The sequence below is a fragment of the Pseudomonas lactucae genome (assembly GCF_016937615.1).
GTDB classification, from domain to species: Bacteria; Pseudomonadota; Gammaproteobacteria; order Pseudomonadales; family Pseudomonadaceae; genus Aquipseudomonas; species Aquipseudomonas lactucae.
The window spans coordinates 1-20,668 of the sequence record NZ_JAFHKI010000088.1 but is presented as its reverse complement, the minus strand read 5'-3'; the positions used below and the strand labels follow the sequence as shown (position 1 = coordinate 20,668).

Sequence of the window (20,668 nt, the reverse complement as noted above, 5' to 3'; positions counted from 1 at the left end):
AAGGTGGAGAGTCGATCTGTAAGCCGGGTTCTGTCTTGAACAGTCATTCGTCTACGATGGCCATCACTGGACATCTTTAGCAACCTACCCGGTCCCAGCGCGGGCCACGCCTTGGGACCCTATTTGGTCTTGCTCCAAGTGGGGTTTACCTAGCCACGAACTGTTGCCAGTCGTGCGGTGCGCTCTTACCGCACCTTTTCACCCTTACCGGCACCGAAGCGCTTAGGCGGTTATTTTCTGTGGCACTTTCCGTAGGCTCACGCCTCCCAGGCATTACCTGGCACTTCGCCCTATGGAGCCCGGACTTTCCTCCCCCCCCTAATTTTCATAGAGGGCAGCGACTGTCCAATCGACTCTCCGCCGCGCAGGTTAACGGCACGGCGGTCTCAGGACAAGTATTAAAAGTGGGCCATTGCTATCACGTTCAGACGAAATACCGGTTCAAACCCGGAACTATTCGGCTTTCTGCTTATCCAGCGCCACCTGATACAACACGTTCTTGCGCACGCCGGTTATCTCCGCAGCCAGGGCGGCCGCGCGTTTGAGCGGCATTTCCTTGAGCAGCAGGTCCAGCACGCGCATGGCCTCGCTGCCGACGGCATCTTCAGCCTCTGGCGCGGTCCAGCCCGCCACCAATACCACGCACTCACCGCGCTGCTGATTGCTGTCACCCTCGACAAACGCACGCAGCTCTTCAAGCGGCAAGCCTTTGAGCGTTTCAAAAGTCTTGGTCAGTTCACGCGCCAGCAACGCCAAGCGCTCGCCACCGAAAACCAGCTCCATGTCCTGCAGGCATTCCAGGATACGGTGCGGGGCTTCATAGAAGATAAGCGTGCGCGGCTCTTCCTTTACCGCCTGCAGACGGGCACGCCGTCCCACCGCCTTGGCCGGCAGGAAACCTTCGAAAATAAAACGATCGGAGGGCAGCCCCGCCGCCGACAATGCCGCGATCAGCGCGCACGCACCCGGAACAGGCACTACATTGATACCCGCCGCCCGCGCCTGGCGCACCAGGTGGTAGCCGGGATCGGAAATCAGCGGCGTCCCCGCGTCGGAGATCAGCGCCACATCGTCGCCGGCCAGCAGCCGAACGATAAAACGACTGCCCTCTTCGCGCTCGTTATGCTCGTGGCATGCCGCTAATGGGGTGCTGATACCAAAATGCTGCATCAACCGTTGGGAGTGTCGCGTGTCTTCCGCCGCGATCAATTTGACCTCGCGCAGCACTTTCAGCGCTCGGGCACTGATGTCGTCCAGGTTGCCAATGGGCGTCGCCACGACAAAAAGCGAGCCTGCAGTGGAATTCAAAGGACCTGGAGCAGTCAAAACGCACACCTCGATGATTGGCAAAAGCCACATTGTAGCGCGTAGACGCGTTTAAAATATGCCATCACGGCCGATACCCTTTCAGCCGTTGATCACCCATAGCAACATTTGCACGACCTAAATCGACGGTTTCACACCAGTAACATCGCGCCTGGGCCAGTGCTTGGGTACACTTCCACGCTAATTTGATCGGTATCAGGAACACTTACATGATCGCTTGCCTGCGGCTGCTCTCCGCCCTCTGCCTCGCTGCCTTGCTGGCCGCCTGCGCCAGCTCGCCCTCGTCCAGCCTTGGCGACCTTCCACGGACCCCGGATGCCAGTATCGAGCAACTGCTCGAACAGGCCGCCACCGCCAAGACGCCAGAAAAGGCCGCATTGCTGCGCCTGAGTGCGGCTGACATGGCCTACCGCCAGAACAACCCTGGCCGCTCGTCGCAGATTCTTGCGCAAGTGCCCCTGGATGCCCTCAAGCCTGCCGCGCAGATATTCGCCAGCACGCTCGCCGCCGAATTGGCCATGGGTCGTAACCAGCCGAAGGCGGCGTTGACCGCCTTGAACCACCCGAGTCTGCAGAGCCTCAAGGAGCTGCCGGCAGAACAGCAGATCCGGACCGGCACCGTGCACGCCCGCGCTTATGAAGCCGATGGCCAGATCCTGGCCGCGGCTCGCGAGCGTGTCGCCATGGCACCATTGCTGACAGGTGATGCCGCCAAGAGCAATCACGAAGCCATCTGGACCTTGATTGCCGCCTTGCCTGCCGAACAGTTGCAGACCAGTGGCAACCCTGTGCTGGACGGCTGGATCACCCTGGCCCAGGCGGTCAAGGGCGCCGGCACGCTGGAGCAGCAACAAGCGGCCATCGACACCTGGCGCGCGCAGAACCCTGGGCACCCTGCGGCGGTGCAACTGCCGACTCCGCTGACCAAGCTCAAGGAACTGGCCAGCCAGCCGCTGAACAAGATCGCCTTGTTGCTGCCACAGGACGGCCCCCTCGCCTCCGTCGGCAAGGCGCTGCGCGAAGGCTTCATGGCCGCCCACTACCAGGCCGAACAAGCCGGGCAAAAGCCGCCGGTCATCGAGTTCTATGACAGCTCGCGCCTGACCTCCATCGACGAATTCTACGCCAAGGCCCAGGCCGCCGGCGTGCAGTTGGTGGTCGGCCCACTGGAGAAACCGCTGGTCAAGCAACTCAGCGCACGCGCCCAATTGCCGATCACGACCCTGGCGCTGAACTACAGCGAAACGGATCAAGGCCCGGCCCAATTGTTCCAGTTCGGTCTGGCCGCCGAGGACGAAGCCCGTGAAGTGTCACGCCGAGCCCGCGCCGACGGCCTGCACCGCGCCGCTGCCATGGTGCCGCGTGGTGAATGGGGTGAGCGTGTCTACAAAGCTTTCCGCCAGGATTGGGAAGCCAATGGCGGCACCGTCATGGGTGTCGAGTATGTCGACCAGCCGGTGGCCCTGGCCCAGCAGATCGCAGACCTGTTCCAACTGCGCAAGAGCGAAGGCCGCGCCAAAAGCCTGCAAAGCACCGTCGGTACCGACGTAGCGGCACAACCGTCGCGTCGCCAGGACATCGAGTTCATCTTCCTGGCCGTCACCCCGCAACTGGCCCAGCAGATCAAGCCGACCCTGAACTTCCAGTACGCCGGTGATGTGCCGGTGTATGCGACATCCCATGTCTTCAGTGCCAGCGGTGATCGCAACCAGTACCTGGACATGACCAACGTGATGTTCTGCGAAACCCCTTGGCTGCTCAATACCACCGACCCGCTGCGCAACCAGGTCGCTGCACAATGGCCTCAAGCCAATGGCAGCCTTGGCCGGCTGTACGCGATGGGCGTCGATGCCTACCGCCTGGCGCCACGCCTGGGCCAGCTCAAGGCACTGCCGGACACACGCGTTGATGGCCTCTCGGGCAACCTGGGCATCAGCGCCAACCAGCGTGTTGACCGCCAGATGCCATGGGCGAAGTTTGTCGGTGGCGAGATCCAGCGCCTGCCGGACACCCCGCGCTGATGCCCGAGCGGTCCAGCGCGCAAAGCGGCAAGGACGCCGAACAACAAGCGCTGCAACACTTGCAGCAACAGGGTCTGCGCCTCCTGGCGCAGAACTGGTTGTGCAAACGCGGCGAGCTTGATCTGGTCATGCTTGACGGCGATACAGTAGTATTCGTCGAAGTCCGCTACAGAAAACACGCACAATGGGGTGGCGCGCTCGCCAGTATCGACGGGCGCAAGCGTCAGAAGCTGATACTCGCCGCGCAGTTTTTCCTGCAAAAAGAGTCTCGCTGGGCCGATTCCCCCTGCCGTTTCGATGTGGTTGCCATGGACAGCACCCCGTCAGGCACAGCTGATCTGACTTGGCTCAAAGATGCCTTCGACAGCTGATTCGCCGGACATTTTCACCACACACTTTTGCTCTTTGCTTTGCGGGCTGCACATTCCTGTGCCAAATAGCCGCGCTACTTAAGGTCACACAGATGGACATGCAATCCCGAATTCGCCAGCTATTCCAGGCCAGCATCGACACCAAGCAACAGGCGATGGACGTACTTGCACCGCACATCGAGCAAGCCAGCCAAGTCATGGTCAACGCCTTGCTCAACGAAGGCAAAATGCTTTCCTGCGGCAACGGCGGTTCGGCCGGCGACGCCCAGCATTTTTCCTCCGAGCTGCTCAATCGCTTCGAGCGTGAACGCCCGAGCCTGCCGGCCATTGCCTTGACCACCGATTCGTCGACGATCACCTCGATCGCCAACGACTACAGCTACAACGAAATTTTCTCCAAACAGATCCGCGCCTTGGGCCAACCGGGCGATGTGCTGCTGGCGATTTCCACCAGCGGCAATTCGGCGAACATTATTCAAGCGATCCAGGCCGCACATGATCGCGAAATGATTGTCGTAGCATTGACCGGACGCGACGGCGGCGGCATGGCCTCGCTGCTGCTGCCCGAAGATGTGGAGATTCGCGTCCCGGCCAATGTCACTGCACGTATTCAGGAAGTCCACCTGCTGACGATCCACTGCCTGTGCGATCTGATCGACAGCCAACTGTTCGGGAGTGAAGAATGACCGTTAACCGCCTCAGTCTCATGGCCATTACGCTGTGCCTTGCCATCAGCGGCTGCAGCACGGCAATCACCGCGACGCGTGACTCCCCTATTCAGGACGACAAGGGCACCCGTACCTTCGGCAGCAAGATCGACGACTCGTTGATCGAAACCAAGGTTGAAGTCAACGTTGCCAAGGCCGCCACGGATTTGGGCAACGGTGCTTCGCGCATCGTCGTGACCAGCTTCAACGGTGTGGTGCTGCTGGCTGGCCAGACACCACGCGCCGACCTCAAGGCCCAGGCCGAACAAGCCGCCTCGGCCGTGCAGCGGGTCAAGAAGGTCCATAACGAATTACAGGTCATGGAGCCGATCACCCTGCTGGCCATCAGCAACGATGCCTTGCTGACGACCAAGATCAAGGCGCAGATGCTGACCGACAATGCGATTCCCGGCTCGCGCATCAAGGTCGTGACCGATAACGGCATCGTTTACCTGATGGGCCTGCTGACCCAGGCCGAAGCCACTCGCGCCGCCAACCTGGTACAGGGCGTGTCCGGCGTGCAGAAGATCGTGAAGGTGTTCGAATACATCGATTGATGTAACCGACAGCCACAAAAAAAAGGGCGCCGTGCATTGACTGCACGGCGCCCTTTTTAGTGGCCAGGGTTTATTGGTACTGCTGGTATGGATTGCCCTGGAACTGGTTGTTTTGCTGAGGTGCCTGCTGCTGGCCCGACGGCTGGCCGTACTGCTGGCCTGGGATCGGGCCGAGGTTGACCTCTACGCGACGGTTCTGCGCACGACCGTTGACGTCGGCATTGCTGGCAATCGGGTTATCCGGGCCGGCACCACGGGCGCTCAGGTTGGTCGGGCTCACGCCTTGGGAAGTCAGGTAGTTGGCCACGCTCTGGGCGCGACGCTGGGACAGGTCCATGTTCAATTGGCGACTGCCGGTGCTGTCGGTGTAGCCAACGATCTGGATCGTATTCTGGTTGAACTGCTTGAGGGAGTTGGCCAGATTGTTCAGCGGCTGGTAGAAGCTGCTGGAGATTGCGTCCGAATTGGTAGCGAAGGTGATGTTACCCGGCATGATCAGCTTGATCTGGTCACCCTGGCGCTGCACTTCCACACCGGTATTGGCCATGCTTTCACGCAGTTTCTTCTCTTGCTGATCGGCGTAGTAGCCATAACCGGCAGCGCCGGCACCGGCGACGACTGCGCCGATCAACGCGCCCTTGCCACGGTTGTTATGGTCGATGGCGGCACCGGCCAACGCACCGGCCAGGGCACCGAGGCCGCCGTACTTGGCGGTTTTGCTCATGCCGCTGGATTCATTATTCGCCTGTCCCTGGCTGCCGTCATAAGGATTAGGTGAAGCGCAGCCGGACAACAGGGCTACGGCGGTAGCGACAACAAGCAGACGACGCGGAGTGAACATTAAGGTGAGCTCCTACTTTTGCATTCTGTGGTGCAGAGGACAATTGGCAATGGACCTGTGCCGAGTTTGGAACGCGACAAACGGCAAAGATTCCGTTGGCGCGTCCCGAGCTGTAACAAAACATTCCGGCTTGCCGTTGCTGTAGAAACCGTAGCAGACCCACGCTGAACGCGACCTGTGTTTTTGCTACAACAGGTTGCCTGCTCGCCCTTCACGCCCGCACAAACGGGTTCTCACGCATTTCATCACCCAGCCGCGTATCGGGCCCATGCCCCGTCACCACCGTGGCGCCCTCGTCCAGTGTGTAGAGGCGCTGCTTGATCGAGCGCACGATGGTCGCCTGGTCGCCGCCCCACAGATCCGTACGTCCTACGCCACGCCGGAACAATGTGTCGCCGGCAATCAGCAGCTGGGCATCGGCAAACCAGAAACTCATCGAGCCGGGTGTGTGACCCGGTGTGTGCAACGCGACACCGCAGCCGCAGGCCAACTCTTCGTCATCTTCCAGCCAGCGGTCCGGAGACGGTACCGGCGTATAAGGCACGCGAAACATCTGGCATTGCATTTCCAGGTTGTCCCACAGAAATTGGTCGTCCTTGTGCAGGTGCAGGGCGGCGCCGGTTTTTTCTTTCAACTGACCGGAAGCGAGGAAATGATCCAGATGGGCGTGGGTATGGATGATGCTGACTACCTTCAAGCCCAAGGCGTCGAGACGGGCCAGGATCAGTTCATGGTTACCACCTGGGTCGACAACAATGGCTTTTTTGGTGATGGGATCGCCGATGATGGTGCAGTTGCACTGCAAAGGGCCGACGGGAAAGGTTTCGCGGATAAGGGCCGGCTTTGCGGTCGTCATAAATGGGCCTCTGTGCAAGTCGATTGGGTTTCCCAGGCGAATATCGCCAGAATACTTGCACTATAAAGCAGACCGAACTGCTTCGCGGTCCAGCGCGAGCAAGCTCGCTCACCACAAAAGCCGGCTCGTCACGTCCTTAAGGCGCTAACCAATCAACCTCAACTCCTGCGCCCGCGCCACCGCCTGGGTACGTCGCTCCACGCCCAGCTTGCTGTTGATATGGCTGGCGTGGGTCTTGACCGTGTGCAGGGAAATAAACAAACGGTTGCTGATTTCCTGGTTGGAACAGCCTTCGGCGATCAGTTGCAGGACGGCCAGCTCGCGCACGCTCAGGGTTTCGTGGACGGTCGAGGTCCCGATCTGCTCCCCCGCCGGCAACAGCGCCAACAGGCTTTGGTTCAGCAGGCCTTGCGGGTCTTTACTCAGTTGCTCGCGCATCCAGTCCGGGTGGCCGTCCAGCAGGCGCTGAAAGGGTTGCAGCGCCCCTCCCGCGCCAGCCTCAAGGGCTCGCGCCAATACCGGCCGAGCCTTGGCCTCCTGCCCTCCCAGCAGCAGAAGCTGCGCCAATTGAGTCAGCGCCAGCAGCGCGATCATCTGGCGCCCGCTGTGATGGGCGTGTTGCGCCAGTTCTTCAAGTCGTTGGAGTGCCGCTTCGGGCTGATGCCGGACGGCGTCGAGTGCGGCTTGTTGCAGTCCGATATGCTGCGGCAGGTGCGGGTGAAATTCTGGCGCCGCGGCGGCGTGCTCGCCATTGTAGGTCTGCCCCAGCCGCGTCAACCAGGCATCGGCCAGGTCGGTGCGGCCCTGGGCCAGCCACAGCTCGCATTTGATCAGGGTAATCATCGCCAGGTAGTAGATCGGCGGCACATCCCAGATGTGCATCAAACGCTCCGCCTCGGCCAGTTCGGCGAAGGCCGTGGGAAAGTCGCCGCGCCGCCCTTCGAAGCTGGCGATCACGCAATGGCCGATCAGCACGCTGATGTCGCGGCAGGCGCGCGCCTCGGCCAGGCCGGCACGCAGGAGGGCAAGACCGGCGTCGGACTGGTTGCGCATCAACAGCAAATAGCCTTCGTAAAGCGAGAGGCGGGCACGCACTGCATACAGCCGCTGCGGCGCCAGGCCGTGCAGGCGTTGCAGACCCTGACGCACTTCATCCAGGGCCCGCAGGATTTCACCCCGCGCCTGCAAGACCCGCGCACGGTCGTAATGGGCCAGGGCCTCGAACAGCGGGTTACCGACGCGCTGCGCCAGTTCCAGGGACTCGCGGTTCAAACCACGGGCGCGCCACAAGTCGCCATCGGCGATGGCGAGGTTGGACAGCGTCGAGAGGCAAACCAGGCGCTGGCCGTAGCGCCGCTGCGGCAGACTTTCCAGGGCTTCGCTGCAATAGCGCAAGGTCAACTCTCGGTCGCCCCGGCCCCGGGCGATGATGCCGCTCAGCGCGAGCCATTGGGCCAGCATCGACTTCTGTGCGGTAGCCGACGGCGCCGGCAGGAAGCGGCTGAGGTAGGCGGACAACTCTTGCGCCGCATCCAGCTGGCAAGCCAGCCCAAGCGCCCAGCTGTACAGCACGATCAGACGCGGCGTGCTGATCAGCAGGCTGTCGGGCAGGTCCATTTTCCAACGCAGCAGCATGCCGACGTTCTGTTCGGCCAGCAGTTGTTCTTCGGAGAGGTTTTGTACCAGGTTCGCCGCCACGTCGAGGTGGCCGGCGCGCAGTGCCTGCTCCACCGCCTCATCGATCAAGCCCTGGGCATTGAACCAGCGGCAGGCGCGCAGGTGCAAACTCGCGGCCGGCAGCACATTACTGCTGGCGCGCCGGGTACGTAGCAGGTCGGAGAATAAATGGTGATAGCGGTACCAGTGGCCCTGCTCGTCCAGCGGCACCAAAAAGACTTGATGGGCTTGCAGGTAGCGCAGGATTTCGGCGCTGTCATGGGCTTCGCGCACCGCGTCGCACAGCTCGCTGCAAAAGCGCTCCTGGGGGGCGGTGTCGAACAGGAACGCCTGCACTTCGGATGGCAGACAGTCGATCACTTCTTCGAGCAGATAGTCACGGATCAGCCCTTCCCCACCGTGCAGGCTTTGCGGCAAGGCGCCTTCACTACCGGCCTCGGAAGCCGCCAGCAACCAGAAGCGCAGGCCGGCGACCCAGCCTTCACTGCGACGGATCAGGTTGTCGAGGGCCTCGCCCTTCAGGGAGCTGCTGTGGCGGTCCAGCAGCGCCAGGGATTCGGCATGGGTGAGGCGCAGGTCCTGCTCGTGCAACTCCAGCAAATGCCGCGACAGGCGCAAGCGCGCCAGGTGCCAGTCCGGACGCTGGCGACTGGTGACCAGTACCAGCAGCCCGTCAGGCAGATGATTGAGGAAAAATTGCAGGCAACGGTCCAGCACCGGGCCCTGGGCCAGGTGATAGTCATCCAGTACCAGCAACAGCGGAGCCTGGATGGACAGGTGCTCGGTCAGCTCATCGAGCAGACCATCGAGCCATTCTTCAAAAGCAAAGGGTTGGTGACGCTGACGCATTTTCAGCAGGCCCAGGGACTGGGCGCCGACGCGTGGGAAGTACTGCTGCACGCCTTCGAGCAGGCGCTCGAGAAAACGTCCCGGGTCATTGTCCCGAGGGCTCAGACCCAACCACAGGTTTTGCCAGTGGCCCGGCAGGCTCTGGCAGAACTCCACCGCCAGCGAACTCTTGCCGAACCCCGCCGGTGCGCTGACCAGCAACAATCGCCCCTCCAGCCCGGCGCGCAGCCGTTCGCACAGCCGCGGACGCGGCACGTAGCCGTCAGGCAGCGGAGGCCTGTAGAAGCGACCTTCCAGGGTCGGGATTACCGCACTGGCAGGCCCTTGGATTCGGGACAGATCAGTCATCGCCGGGCTCTTGTAGAAGGCTGTTGTCGGCATTGCAGATGTCCGCAGACTAGCGGTAAAAGCCGCCGCTTTGTAGATCTTTGCAACATTTGCCTGAAAAAGAACTGCGACAAAAAATATCGTAACCAACAAAAAGTGGGAGAGGGCTTGCTACCGATACCGGTGGTTCAGTCAATGCCTATGCCGACTGTCACACCGGTATCGGGGGCAAACCCCCTCCCACATTGGGTTACAGCTGTCGTTTAGCGAACGCCATCCTGGCGCAGGGCCGCCGGAGTGAAGTCGCTGGTGGTGGCGGTGAAGCCGAAGTCATAGGCCTGCTTCTCTTCGTTCTTCATGCCCAGGGCAAGGTAGCGGCCGGACTGCAGGTCGTAGAGCGTTTCCAGCGCGTACCACGGCACTTGCTTGTCATAGTAGTTCTCGCCATGGGCTTCGGCGACGCGCCACAGTTGACCGCGACCGTCGTAGTGATCGATCACCGCGGCTTGCCAGGTGTCTTCGTCGATGTAGAAGTCACGCTTGGCATAGATATGACGCTGGCCTTCCTTCAAGGTGGCGACCACATGCCAGACGCGGCGCAGCTCATAACGCGTGAGGTCCTGGTTGATGTGGCCAGCCTTGATGATATCGGCGTACTTGAGCTTCGGATCGTCGATCTTGTAGCTGTTGGAGGCGATGTAGATTTCCTTCTTGCCTTCCAGTTTCCAGTCGTAGCGGTCCGGCGCACCGTTGTACATGTCGAGGTTGTCGGAGGTACGCAGGCCGTCGGCGGCGGTACCCGGACCGTCATAGGACACTTGCGGCGCACGGCGCACACGGCGCTGGCCGGCGTTGTAGACCCACGCCGAACGCGGTTCCTTAACCTGGTCCAGGGTTTCGTGCACCAGCAGCACACCGCCGGCCAGACGTGCCGGCGCGGTCACTTGCTGCTTGAAGTAGAACAGGATGTTGCCCGGATTTTTCGGGTCGAAATCCTTCATCTTGTCGCGGAACACGAACTGGTCGCGGAAGTACACCAGGCTGTAGGAACCGTTGGTTTGCGGCGTGGCCTGGGTGACCAGACGGGTCACACTGCCGCCGCGATAACGGGTGATGTGGTTCCAGATGACTTCGACCCCGCTTTTCGGGATCGGAAACGGCACGGCGGTCTCAAAGTTTTCCAGGCCGTTGCCGCCGGACACCAGGTTGGTGGTGGTGGCGTTCTTCTTGATGGAGGCAAACACCTCGGCCGGCACGGTGGCGCCGCGATGGGTCGGGTAGACCGGCATCTTGAAGGTTTCCGGGTAACGCTTGAACATCGCGTACTGCCCCGGCGCCAGCTTGTCTTTGTACTGCTCGACGTTCTGCGCGGTGATGGTGAATTGCGGTTGCTCACTGGCGTAAGGGTTGGCCAGGAAGCCTCTGGCATCCACAGCGCCGGCGTTGTCGCCATTGGCGACCATTTCGGGATGGTGCCGGCTGCGTTACCGGCCATTTCGGCGCCCATCGGCGTCAGGGTCGTGCCCAGCTTGGCGGCTTCATCCGCCGACACTGCCGCCATGACGTTGCTCGCCAGGATCGACAGCCCAAGCACACCCACGTGCAACAGACTTTTGGTTATTTTCATGTTCTGGTCTTCCTGAAATGCCTGCAACTTGGAAAAAATGTGCTTAGAAGTTGGCGCCGAAGCTCAAAGCGACGAAGTCGCGGTCATTCACGGTGCTGAATTCTCCACCGAAGAAGTTGGTGTAGTTGAGGCTGGCGGTGTAGGTGTTCTGGTATTCGGCATCCACGCCCAGGCTGACGGCCTTGCGCCCCTCTTCGAAGTTGGCGCCAGGACCCGGGGAGTAACCTTTGACGTCGTGGGACCACGCCACGTTTGGCTTGAGGTTCACACCCGAGAAGACATCCGGGTATTCCCAGATTGCACGGGCGCGGTAACCCCAGGAAGTGGCGGTGGTGAAGCCATCGTTGTTGCAGTTGGTATTGAGCCCGTTGGCGTTACCCAGGCCGGCACCGACGGCGGTCGAGTTATTGAGCGTATTACAGAAACCACCCGGCAACGTGCCTGGACCAAACACCGGGTCACGGCCATAACGTGCCTGGGATTTGCTTTCCAGACCGCCCACGTGAGTCACCCCGATCTCACCCACCGTGGTCAAACGGCTGGCGCCCATCACCTGATCGAAGAAGTGTGTGAACGTGGTCTGGAACTGGGTGACTTCCTTACGGTTGTAACCATGCAGGTCCTGACCCGGCGAGCCTTTGAGTACCGAGGCATTGCCAAAACCTGGAATCGGCGTGACGCCGGCATAAAGGATGTCGGTGGTACTCAGTTGCACCGGGGCATTTGGCCGATAGCTCAACTCACCACTCCATGCGGTACCCGTAGGCAGCGTGGTGGAGAAGCTCAAGCCGTAGAGGCGGATATCTTCCGGGTATTCGACAAAGTAGTTAGAGCTGCCTGCCACGATCACGGGGCGTAATGCCGCCAAGGGGCCCAGAGGTCGGGTGTAGGCCGACGATGGCGCACCCTGCGCACTGAAAATCGGCGCACGGCTGTGATAGTTCATGAAGTACGCGCCGAACTCGGTGTCCAGCGGTTCAAAGTTGTAGTGCATCGCTACGCCGAACTGGCCGCTGTCACGCGCATCGCGGTCGGGGCCACGGCGCACCAGCACGCCCTCTTCGTTCACATTAACCCCTACAGCATTGAGGGTTGGATAGGCCAGAGGCGAAATGCGCGAGCGCTTGCTCAAGACCCGAAGGTTGTTATCGCAACCATCAGAGATGACGTCCGGCTGCGAGAAGAACGTCCCGCAGTTATCGGTAACCGTCTGGTCCCATTCCAATTGATAAAACGCTTCGGCCGACAGGTTATCGGTCAAGGTCTGCGACACATAGAACATATTGACCGGAATCAAGCCCTCCTTGACCTCGGCACCCGGACGACGGAACGCGGACACGTCAATCGGGTTGATGGAGTTGATGCCGCCACCGATGAAGGTACTTTCGCCCCAGCTCACTACCTGCTTACCAAACCGCACGCTGCCCGGCTGATCGGCGATCGCATAGTTGTGGTAGACGAAGGCATCGAGAATTTGCCCGCCAGAGGACTTGGCGCCCTCTTTGCGGTTGTTGTCACTGATGTCTTTGAACTCACGACTTTCATCCTTGAGTTCGAAGTCATACCAGTACTTGCCACGCACAAACACGCCGGTGTCACCGTACTTCAGTTCCAGGTCGTGAATCCCCTTGAAGATCTTCGAGAACGTTTCACCGCGTTTGAAATTCAAGTGGCCGTCGTCGGAAGTCTGGGACAGACCATTGCCGCCATTGTTGGCACCGATCAGGTCCTGGTTGGGCTTGGCTGTCGACCAACTGGCGCCCACGGAAAGCGAGGAGTCAAAACTCCCCTCGATTTCACCGATATTGAAACTGACGCCGAATGCGGGCCCGGCGAGCGTAGAGGCGAGACTGACGGCCAGGGGCAGTCTTGCCCGGCGCCAGAACTGGTTTACTGAGGTCATCGACGCTACTCCATGTGCATTATTGTTATGGCAGTGAGTTCTTTCTGTGATGCTTGTAACGGCCGGAATACAACGATTCCAATGCCGTCCGGCAACTGAACCTCCATGGCCCGAAGCGACGCATCCTTGAAAAACCCATGGGCGGACTATAGCCAGCAGGGGGTACGGCTTGATCCCTCTAAAGTGTGATTTGCATCAGCGACCCGTCTGCCACAGTCCTTTCGCCATGTCGACGAAGGCCGACGCGCAGAGGATGGCTGAAAATCGGCAAATCACAAGTAAAGGCTCAAGATAGAGCATTGCCGTGCCCGAACGGGCACGGCGAAGGGCGTCAGAGGGTGGACAGGAAGGTGCTGTTGTTGGCCTGCCATTCAATGATGTCGACACGGATACGTTTTTTATCGAGCTTGCCGACGCTGGTCTTGGGAATTTCCGTAACAACGGCGATCTGGCTCGGAATCGCCCATTTACTCAAATGGCCCAATTCGACAAAAGGCTTGAGGTGCTCCTTGAGTTCGCGGGCCCCTATCACATGGCCATCATGCACCACCAACAGCGCAAACGGGCGCTCGCCCCACTGTGGATCGGCAATGCCCACCACCGCTACTTCGCGTACCGCCGGGTGACGGCTGACCAAGTCTTCGAGGGCCAGGGAAGAGATCCACTCGCCACCGGTCTTGATCACATCCTTGATGCGGTCGCGGATATCGATCACGCCGAATGCATCCAGCGTGGCCACGTCGCCGGTGTGCATCCAGCCACCCGCCCACAGCTCGGCGCCCTTTTGCGGCTCATTGAAATAACCTTCGCTGAGCCAGGGCGCGCGTAGCACCAACTCGCCCTGGGACTCACCGTCGGCGGGCAGGAAGTTGCCCTCACCGTCGACGATCGCCGCTTCGACCAACGGCCCCGGCACGCCGGCCTTGATGCGATAGGTGATGCGTTCATCCTCGCTGCCGGCCATCAACTCGTCGTTGAGGTGGGCGCAGGACACCAGCGGCCCGGTCTCGGACATGCCGTACGCAGCGGTCAGCTGAATACCTCGCGCCTTGGACGCTTCGTACAGCGACCGGTTGAGCGCGCTGCCGCCGATGACGATTTTCCAGCCGCCAAAATCCACGCCTTGGGCGGCCTTGGCGTTGAGTACCATTTGCAGGATGGTCGGCACGCAGTGCGAGAACGTAACCTTCTCCTTGCGCCACAACTGCACCAGGTATTCCGGGTCGTAGCGGCCGGGGTAGACCTGCTTCAAGCCAAGCATGGTCGCCACATACGGCAGGCCCCAGGCATGCACATGGAACATCGGCGTGATCGGCATGTACACATCGTTGGTGCCCAGCAACCGCACGCTGTCGATGCTGCCCATGATGGTCGCCACCCCGATGGTGTGCAGCACCAGTTGGCGATGGGTGAAATACACGCCCTTGGGGTTACCGGTGGTGCCGGTGGTGTAGAAGGTGGTGGCGACGGAATGCTCGTCGAAGTCCTGAAAGTCGTAGCGGGGGCTGGCCGCGGCCAGCAGGGTTTCGTACTCGCCCACCAGGTTGGGCAACTCGGCGGTTGTTGACTCACCGTCGGTGAGCAGCAGGGTCTTGTCGACGGTGGTAAGCTGCCCGGCAATCGCCTGGTAAAGCCCGACGAACTCGCTGTTGACCAGCACGAAGCGGTCCTCGGCGTGGTTCATGGTGTACAGAATCTGTTCCGGCGACAGACGCACGTTGATGGTGTGGATCACTGCGCCGATCATCGGGATGGCGAACATGCATTCCAGGTAACGATGGCTGTCCCAGTCCATCACCGCCACGGTATCACCGGCCTTGACCCCGGCCTCGCTCAACACATTGGCCAGGCGCGCGACCCGTTCGATCAGAGTCGGGTAGGTGTAGCGCAGTTTGTCGCGGTAGACGATTTCCCGGGTTTTTTCGTAGCGAGCGCCGGACATCAGCAGGCGCTTGATCAACAGCGGGTACTGGTATGCACCTTCGGCGGGGGGAATAACACGGGTCTGCAACATACGAATCCCTTTTATGACTGCACGGTCTTGGCTTGAAGACCTGCACTGTAGAGAGGTTATGGTGCAGCTAAATCAGCCGAAGGAATGATTTGCAGGGCCAAGCAAATACTAGCTTTGCGCCACTACCCTGGACTCATACAGATCCAATGTGGAAGGGGCAAGCCCCTTCCACACTTTGACCGTGCCCGCTTGAACGAGCAGCGATTATTTCATGCTGGTGAATGCCAACTTCACGCCGATGGCAATCAACACCGCGCCCATAGTCCGATCAAACCAGTGCCCCATCCGCGCAAACCCCGCTCGCACACGCTGCTGGCTGAACAGCATCGCCACTAGGCAAAACCACAACGCGGTCGCCACCGCCAGATACACGCCATAACCGGCCTGCACCGCCAGCGGCGTGTGCGGGTTGATCACCACCGTGAACAACGACAGGAAGAACAACGTCGCCTTGGGGTTCAAACCATTGGTCACAAAGCCCGCGGTAAACGCTCCGCGTGGGGTGCGCTCGCCGGCTTCACGGTGCAGCTCGCCGTCGGCGGCAGGCTTGGCCGGCTGCGCACGCAAGGCTTTGAAGCCGATGTACAACAGGTACGCCGCCGCCGCCCATTTCAGCGCGTTGAACAACACGATGGACTGGGACACGATCAGGCCGATGCCGAGCAACGAGTAACCGACGTGCAGGAAGATCGCCGAGCCCACGCCCAATGCGGTCCAGGTGCCGGCGCGACGACCGTGGGTCACGCTTTCACGCACCACCACGGCGAAATCCGGGCCGGGGCTGGCTACCGCCAACAGGTGAATCAAGGCTACGGTCAAAAACTCGGCGAGGTACATGCTCACTCCAATTACGTAACGGATTATTTCATCTGATAGGCTCGGCAGATTACGCCTTCGAATCCTGTCGCAAAAGGTACAGTTGATGACGAACAATCGCCGCGCCGTCTTCCTTGATCATCCCTCCCTGGACCTTGGGGACCTGGACCTCAGCGCGTTGCGCAGCAGCTTCAGCGACCTGCGGCTATTCGAACAGACCACGCCGCAGAACGTGATCGACCGCTTGCAAGGTGCTCACGTCGCGATCAGCAACAAGATCGTTCTCAACGCTGAAACGCTTGCGGCCTGCCCGGAACTCAAGTTGATCCTGGTGTCGGCCACCGGAACCAATAACGTTGATCTGCATGCTGCCCGCGCCCATGGCATCACCGTGAGCAACTGCCGGGGCTACGGCACGCCGTCGGTGGCGCAGCATACGATCATGCTGTTGCTGAACCTGGCGACGCGCTTGAAGGACTACCAACAGGACGTGGCCGCCGGCAAGTGGCAGCAAGCCAAGCAGTTCTGCCTGCTGGACCATCCTATCGTCGAACTGGAAGGCAAGACCCTCGGCCTGCTGGGCCACGGTGAGCTGGGCAGTGCCGTGGCACGCCTGGCCGAAGCTTTTGGCATGCGCGTGCTGCTCGGCGCCATCCCAGGGCGCCCTGCCCGCGCAGATCGCGTGCCACTGGATGAGTTGCTGGCCCAGGCCGATGCGATCACCCTGCACTGCCCGCTCAACGAACACACCCGCGATTTTATCGGCGCCCGTGAACTGGCACTGCTCAAGCCGGGCGCGTTTGTGGTCAATACGGCGCGTGGAGGATTGATCAACGAACAGGCCCTGGCTGATGCCTTGCGCAGCGGTCATCTGGGCGGCGCGGCCACTGATGTGCTGAGCGTGGAGCCGCCGGTCAACGGCAACCCGCTGCTGGCCGGCGATATCCCGCGACTGATCGTTACGCCGCACAATGCCTGGGGTAGCCGTGAAGCACGGCAGCGCATCGTCGGCCAACTGGCGGAAAACGCTAGGGGCTTTTTCAACGGTGCCCCGCTGCGTGTCGTCAGTTGATAAACTGCGCCCCTTTTCAAGGAGCAGACCATGGATCCGCGCAGTGAAGTACTGCTTCGTCAGGCCGAACTTTTTCAAGGCAATTTGCTGTTGGTGGGGTTGCCCGCCGACGATCTGCTGGGACGCCTGCCCAATGCCCATGGCTGGTGCTGGCACGCCGGTGACCAGGCGGCGCTCGATGCGCGCTTTCCGGAGCGCAGCCAGTTTGGCGTGAATGTGCCGGAGCGCAGGTTTGATAGCGCGGTGATTTTCCTGCCCAAATCCAAAGACCTCACCGACTACCTGCTCAACGCAGTGGCCGCGCGCCTGCCCGGCGCCGAGCTGTTCCTGGTGGGGGAGAAAAAAGGCGGCATCGAAAGCGCCGCCAAACAGATGATCCCCTTTGGCAAACCGCGCAAGCTCGACAACGCGCGGCATTGCCAGCTGTGGCAAGTCACCGTGGCCAACACCCCGCAAGTGGTGGCGCTGGAAAGCCTGGCGCAAGTCTTCGAGGTGCCCTTGGCCGAAGGGCCGCTCAAGGTCGTGAGTCTGCCGGGCGTGTTCAGCCATGGCCGCCTGGACCGAGGCACCGAGTTGCTGCTGGCGCATCTGGACAAACTGCCCAGCGGCCATTTGCTGGACTTCGGTTGCGGCGCCGGCGTGCTGGGGGCTGCGGTGAAACGCCGCTATCCGCACAACAGCGTGACCCTGCTCGATGTGGACGCGTTTGCCGCCGCCAGCAGCCGCTTGACCCTGGCCGCCAATGGTCTGGAAGCCGACGTGCTGACCGGTGATGGGATCGACGCTGCGCCGATGGGTTTGAATGCGATTTTGAGCAACCCACCGTTCCATGTCGGGGTACACACAGATTATTTCGCCACCGAGAACCTGCTGCGAAAAGCGGCCAAACATCTGGCAAAAGGCGGCGAACTTCGCCTGGTTGCGAATAGTTTCCTGAAGTACCAGCCACTGATAGAAGAGCACCTGGGCGTGTGTGCGGTGAAGGCCGAGGGCAATGGTTTTCGCATCTACCGCGCCAAGCGCCCCTGACGGGCGTTTGAAAAAGAGGGCTTGCCGAATGGGTTTTGCCTAGGCAGAATCCGCTCCGTCCTAGGGGAGTAGTCTCCCACGAGCGAAATGCTCGTCCGGCATACGTCAACATACTTGGTCAGCAGACCATGGCGTATGCGACCCAGGAGTCCGCACAGACGGACCGGGGTTTGACAAGACCTATGACACGCACACCTTACCCGGGGCGGGAAGGCTGTACGTGTCATAGCCGTGTCGACCCGCCCCTGGAAACCTACCTGATGCTGGATTCATTACTCGTTCCTACCGCAATAGTTGCCTTGGCCGAAATCGGCGACAAGACGCAACTGCTCGCGCTCATTCTCGCAGCTCGCTTCCGCAAGCCCTGGCCGATCATCGCCGGTATCGTTGCCGCGACATTGGCCAACCATGCGGCCGCCGGTGCCGTGGGTGCCTGGTTTGGCAGTTTCTTCTCGGATGCGGTATTGCATTGGATCCTCGCGGCGAGCTTCTGTGCCACGGCCTTGTGGACCCTGGTGCCGGACAAACTCGATGACGACGAAGCCAGCACCACACGCAAGTTCGGGCCATTCCTGACCACGCTGATTGCGTTCTTCCTCGCGGAAATCGGTGACAAGACCCAGATCGCCACGGTGATGCTGGCCGCGCAATATCCGGAGCTATGGCTGGTGATTATCGGTACCACCCTGGGCATGTTGATTGCCAACGTGCCGGTGGTTCTGGCGGGGAATTTCGCGGCGGAGAAACTGCCGCTGACGCTGATTCGTCGATTGGCGGCAACGGCGTTCTTTGTGCTGGCGATCGTGGCTGTCTACAAAGCCATGCAGAGCAGTGGCTGGATCTAAGGATCTAAGCCTGCAAACCCAATCCAATGTGGGAGGGGGCTTGCCCCCGATAGCAGTATGTCAGTCATAGATAAGCTGACTGACACTCCGTCATCGGGGGCAAGCCCCCTCCCACATTTGAATCTTCACCAGGATTTAGATATCAGGATTTTTTGGCCTGTTGGTACAGCGGCATCACCTTCGGAATCGCCGCCTGCAACGAGGCAATACGGCTGTCGGACGCCGGGTGAGTGCTCATGAATTCCGGTGGCGCGCGTCGGAAGCCTTGGCCATTTTGTTCCACAACGTGATGGCCGCGTTCGGGTTGTAGCCGGCACGGGCCGACAGCTCCAGGCCGATCAGGTCGGCTTCGTTTTCATTGCTGCGGCTGTTGGGCAAGGTCATGCCGTAGTTGGCCACGGTGTCGGCCAGCGCCAGGCTGTCCTGCCCCAGGCCGAACAACGCACCGGCGCCCTGCTTGGCCATTTCGATACCGTAGGCCTTGGACATCGCTTCACGACCGTGCTCGCGCAAGGCGTGGGCGATTTCATGCCCCATCACCGCAGCCAGTTCATCATCGGTAAGCTTGAGATTGTCGATCAACGCGCTGTACACCAGGATCTTGCCGCCAGGCCCGCAGTTGGCGTTCATCTCATCGCTCTTGATCAGGTTCACCTCCCAGTTCCATTGGGCGGCATCCGCACGGAAGGTCGGCGCCTGCGCGATCAGGCGCTTGGCGATGGCCTGCACACGCTTGGCGTTGGCGCTGGTCTTGTCCAGGACGCCTTTGCCACTGGCTTCGCCCAGGGTCTGCTGGTAGGACTGAGCATACATCTGGTCGACTTCCTGGCTCGACAGCATGCTGAACATGTATTGCTTGCGCTCAACCCCAACGGCACCGCCGCTGGTGGTGTTGACCGACTGACACCCAGCCAGCAGCATTGCCGCAGCCAGTACGCTTACCGCCAATGTTTTTTTCATCAACACTCTCTCCCTGAAAAAACGCCCTTGAAACATGGCGCGTATCGTAGGCGCTCATTTGTATCGACGCCAGATACTCCAGACGTGCAGTTGCTAATTTTCAGATACATCCGACCGTGTTCGGGCTTAAGCCGGGGTCAGGCACTCCGGGCCATTGAGCTTGGGATCGTTGACCATGTTGGCCAGGACCCGCTCACGCAATGCGACGGGCTCACTGGCCAACAGCCCCTGCAACACATGCAACGGCGTCTCGGGATCGAGCCAGGCGGCCTGCCCCGCCGCATCCAGAATCAGCGGCCGGCGCTGACTCTGTGCGGCCTGGGTCACCACCGCGGTGCTCAGCCACACCTGCTCCTGCACCGGATAGGCTTCCCAGATCGCGGCAAAAAACAAGGTGGAGCCCTCCCCCGGCGTCAGCCAGTACGGGCGCTTGCGCTGGGTGCCGCGCCATTCGTAGAACCCATTGGCGGGCAGCAGGCAACGGCGCTGGCGGAACGCCTCGCGAAACATCGGTTGTTCGGCCAGGGTTTCGGCGCGGGCATGGGCCGGGGTGCGGGACAGGTCGGTGAGCCAGGGCGGCGTGAGGCCCCAGCGGGCGCGGGCCAGGGTGCGCTGGCCCGCGCCGGCGCGCTGGATCAGCACCGAATCATTTGGGGAGATGTTCCACTGGGCCTGCTGGTCGGCCGGAAAGCCCGGCAAGGCAGCAAAGGCGGGATTCCAGCGAAACAGGGCATAAACGTCCACACATGGGGCAACACGACTCTTGGGTAAACCGACCGACAGCCTAACAGACCAGCACGTCGGGAAAGCTGTCGGGTTCATCGCCGGGCAAGGGTTGCGCGCCGATATAGGCAGTAATCAGCTCGCGGG

The 20,668-nt window shown here is 60.9% G+C and carries 14 protein-coding genes, 1 other RNA gene, 4 pseudogenes and 1 riboswitch; of the genes and pseudogenes, 7 read left to right on the top strand and 12 right to left on the bottom strand.

All coding sequences use genetic code 11. From position 1 onward, the window contains the following. Positions 1 to 3: 3 nt before the first annotated feature. Positions 4 to 357: RNase P RNA component class A (rnpB, locus tag JWR98_RS16720), an RNA gene on the bottom strand. A gap of 96 nt (positions 358 to 453) precedes the next feature. Beyond that, entirely contained in the window at positions 454 to 1,359 is a 906-nt protein-coding gene (gene rsmI / locus JWR98_RS16715; RefSeq protein WP_179119880.1) for a 16S rRNA (cytidine(1402)-2'-O)-methyltransferase, read from the bottom strand. Between the two features lie 176 nt (positions 1,360 to 1,535). Between rsmI and JWR98_RS16710 the strand changes: the two genes are divergently transcribed. From JWR98_RS16710 to JWR98_RS16695, 4 genes are all read left to right on the top strand, one after another. Continuing rightward, positions 1,536 to 3,347: a penicillin-binding protein activator gene (locus JWR98_RS16710; RefSeq protein WP_205490580.1), complete on the top strand. Its 1,812-nt coding sequence runs from the start codon at positions 1,536 to 1,538 to the stop codon at positions 3,345 to 3,347. Then, complete coding sequence (locus JWR98_RS16705; protein ID WP_003171864.1) at positions 3,347 to 3,718, top strand: YraN family protein; 372 nt, start codon at positions 3,347 to 3,349, stop codon at positions 3,716 to 3,718. Before JWR98_RS16710 ends, JWR98_RS16705 begins: the two co-directional genes overlap by 1 nt. Positions 3,719 to 3,810: 92 nt before the next feature. Then, a complete protein-coding gene (locus JWR98_RS16700) occupies positions 3,811 to 4,404 on the top strand; it encodes a phosphoheptose isomerase (RefSeq protein WP_003171862.1) in 594 nt (197 codons plus the stop codon). Next, positions 4,401 to 4,982, top strand: a complete 582-nt coding sequence (locus JWR98_RS16695; protein WP_078731612.1) for a BON domain-containing protein — start codon at positions 4,401 to 4,403, stop codon at positions 4,980 to 4,982. Before JWR98_RS16700 ends, JWR98_RS16695 begins: the two co-directional genes overlap by 4 nt. 70 nt (positions 4,983 to 5,052) lie before the next feature. On the opposite strand, the gene JWR98_RS16690 is transcribed toward JWR98_RS16695, so the two are convergent. The 7 genes and pseudogenes from JWR98_RS16690 to JWR98_RS16660 all read right to left on the bottom strand — a co-directional run bounded on the left by JWR98_RS16690 (position 5,053) and on the right by JWR98_RS16660 (position 15,913). Continuing rightward, on the bottom strand, positions 5,053 to 5,823 hold the full coding sequence (locus JWR98_RS16690) for a YiaD family glycine zipper/OmpA-like lipoprotein (RefSeq protein WP_078731611.1): 771 nt from the start codon (positions 5,821 to 5,823) through the stop codon (positions 5,053 to 5,055). A gap of 211 nt (positions 5,824 to 6,034) precedes the next feature. Further along, positions 6,035 to 6,679: an MBL fold metallo-hydrolase gene (locus JWR98_RS16685; protein WP_078731610.1), complete on the bottom strand. Its 645-nt coding sequence runs from the start codon at positions 6,677 to 6,679 to the stop codon at positions 6,035 to 6,037. Positions 6,680 to 6,823: 144 nt separating this feature from the next. Then, positions 6,824 to 9,553 carry a winged helix-turn-helix domain-containing protein gene (locus JWR98_RS16680; RefSeq protein ID WP_205490578.1) on the bottom strand — a complete coding sequence of 910 codons (2,730 nt, stop codon included), beginning with the start codon at positions 9,551 to 9,553 and terminating at the stop codon, positions 6,824 to 6,826. Positions 9,554 to 9,795: 242 nt separating this feature from the next. Continuing rightward, a pseudogene (locus JWR98_RS16675) lies at positions 9,796 to 11,159 on the bottom strand (DUF1329 domain-containing protein). Positions 11,160 to 11,202: 43 nt separating this feature from the next. Continuing rightward, a complete protein-coding gene (locus JWR98_RS16670; protein ID WP_078731607.1) occupies positions 11,203 to 13,062 on the bottom strand; it encodes a DUF1302 domain-containing protein in 1,860 nt (619 codons plus the stop codon). A gap of 331 nt (positions 13,063 to 13,393) precedes the next feature. After that, positions 13,394 to 15,076, bottom strand: coding sequence for a fatty acid--CoA ligase (locus JWR98_RS16665; RefSeq protein WP_205490577.1), 1,683 nt, complete (start codon positions 15,074 to 15,076; stop codon positions 13,394 to 13,396). Between the two features lie 204 nt (positions 15,077 to 15,280). Further along, complete coding sequence (locus JWR98_RS16660) at positions 15,281 to 15,913, bottom strand: LysE family translocator (RefSeq protein ID WP_078731605.1); 633 nt, start codon at positions 15,911 to 15,913, stop codon at positions 15,281 to 15,283. Positions 15,914 to 15,998: 85 nt separating this feature from the next. On the opposite strand from JWR98_RS16660, the gene JWR98_RS16655 reads away from it, so the two are divergent. The 3 genes from JWR98_RS16655 to JWR98_RS16645 all read left to right on the top strand — a co-directional run bounded on the left by JWR98_RS16655 (position 15,999) and on the right by JWR98_RS16645 (position 18,838). Next, positions 15,999 to 16,964: a 2-hydroxyacid dehydrogenase gene (locus tag JWR98_RS16655; RefSeq protein ID WP_205490575.1), complete on the top strand. Its 966-nt coding sequence runs from the start codon at positions 15,999 to 16,001 to the stop codon at positions 16,962 to 16,964. A gap of 30 nt (positions 16,965 to 16,994) precedes the next feature. Further along, a complete protein-coding gene (locus JWR98_RS16650; RefSeq protein ID WP_078731603.1) occupies positions 16,995 to 17,993 on the top strand; it encodes a class I SAM-dependent methyltransferase in 999 nt (332 codons plus the stop codon). A gap of 50 nt (positions 17,994 to 18,043) precedes the next feature. After that, a riboswitch (yybP-ykoY riboswitch) is annotated at positions 18,044 to 18,165 on the top strand. A gap of 88 nt (positions 18,166 to 18,253) precedes the next feature. Beyond that, positions 18,254 to 18,838 carry a TMEM165/GDT1 family protein gene (locus JWR98_RS16645; protein WP_005784895.1) on the top strand — a complete coding sequence of 195 codons (585 nt, stop codon included), beginning with the start codon at positions 18,254 to 18,256 and terminating at the stop codon, positions 18,836 to 18,838. A 142-nt stretch (positions 18,839 to 18,980) separates the two neighbouring features. Here the strand turns inward: JWR98_RS16645 and JWR98_RS16640 are convergent. The 3 pseudogenes from JWR98_RS16640 to JWR98_RS16630 form a co-directional block, all read right to left on the bottom strand. Further along, a pseudogene (locus JWR98_RS16640) lies at positions 18,981 to 19,798 on the bottom strand (M48 family metallopeptidase). 126 nt (positions 19,799 to 19,924) lie between these two features. Continuing rightward, positions 19,925 to 20,546 (bottom strand): annotated as a pseudogene (locus tag JWR98_RS16635) (SOS response-associated peptidase). Positions 20,547 to 20,582: 36 nt separating this feature from the next. After that, positions 20,583 to 20,668 (bottom strand): annotated as a pseudogene (locus tag JWR98_RS16630) (putative signal transducing protein); the annotation flags it as partial.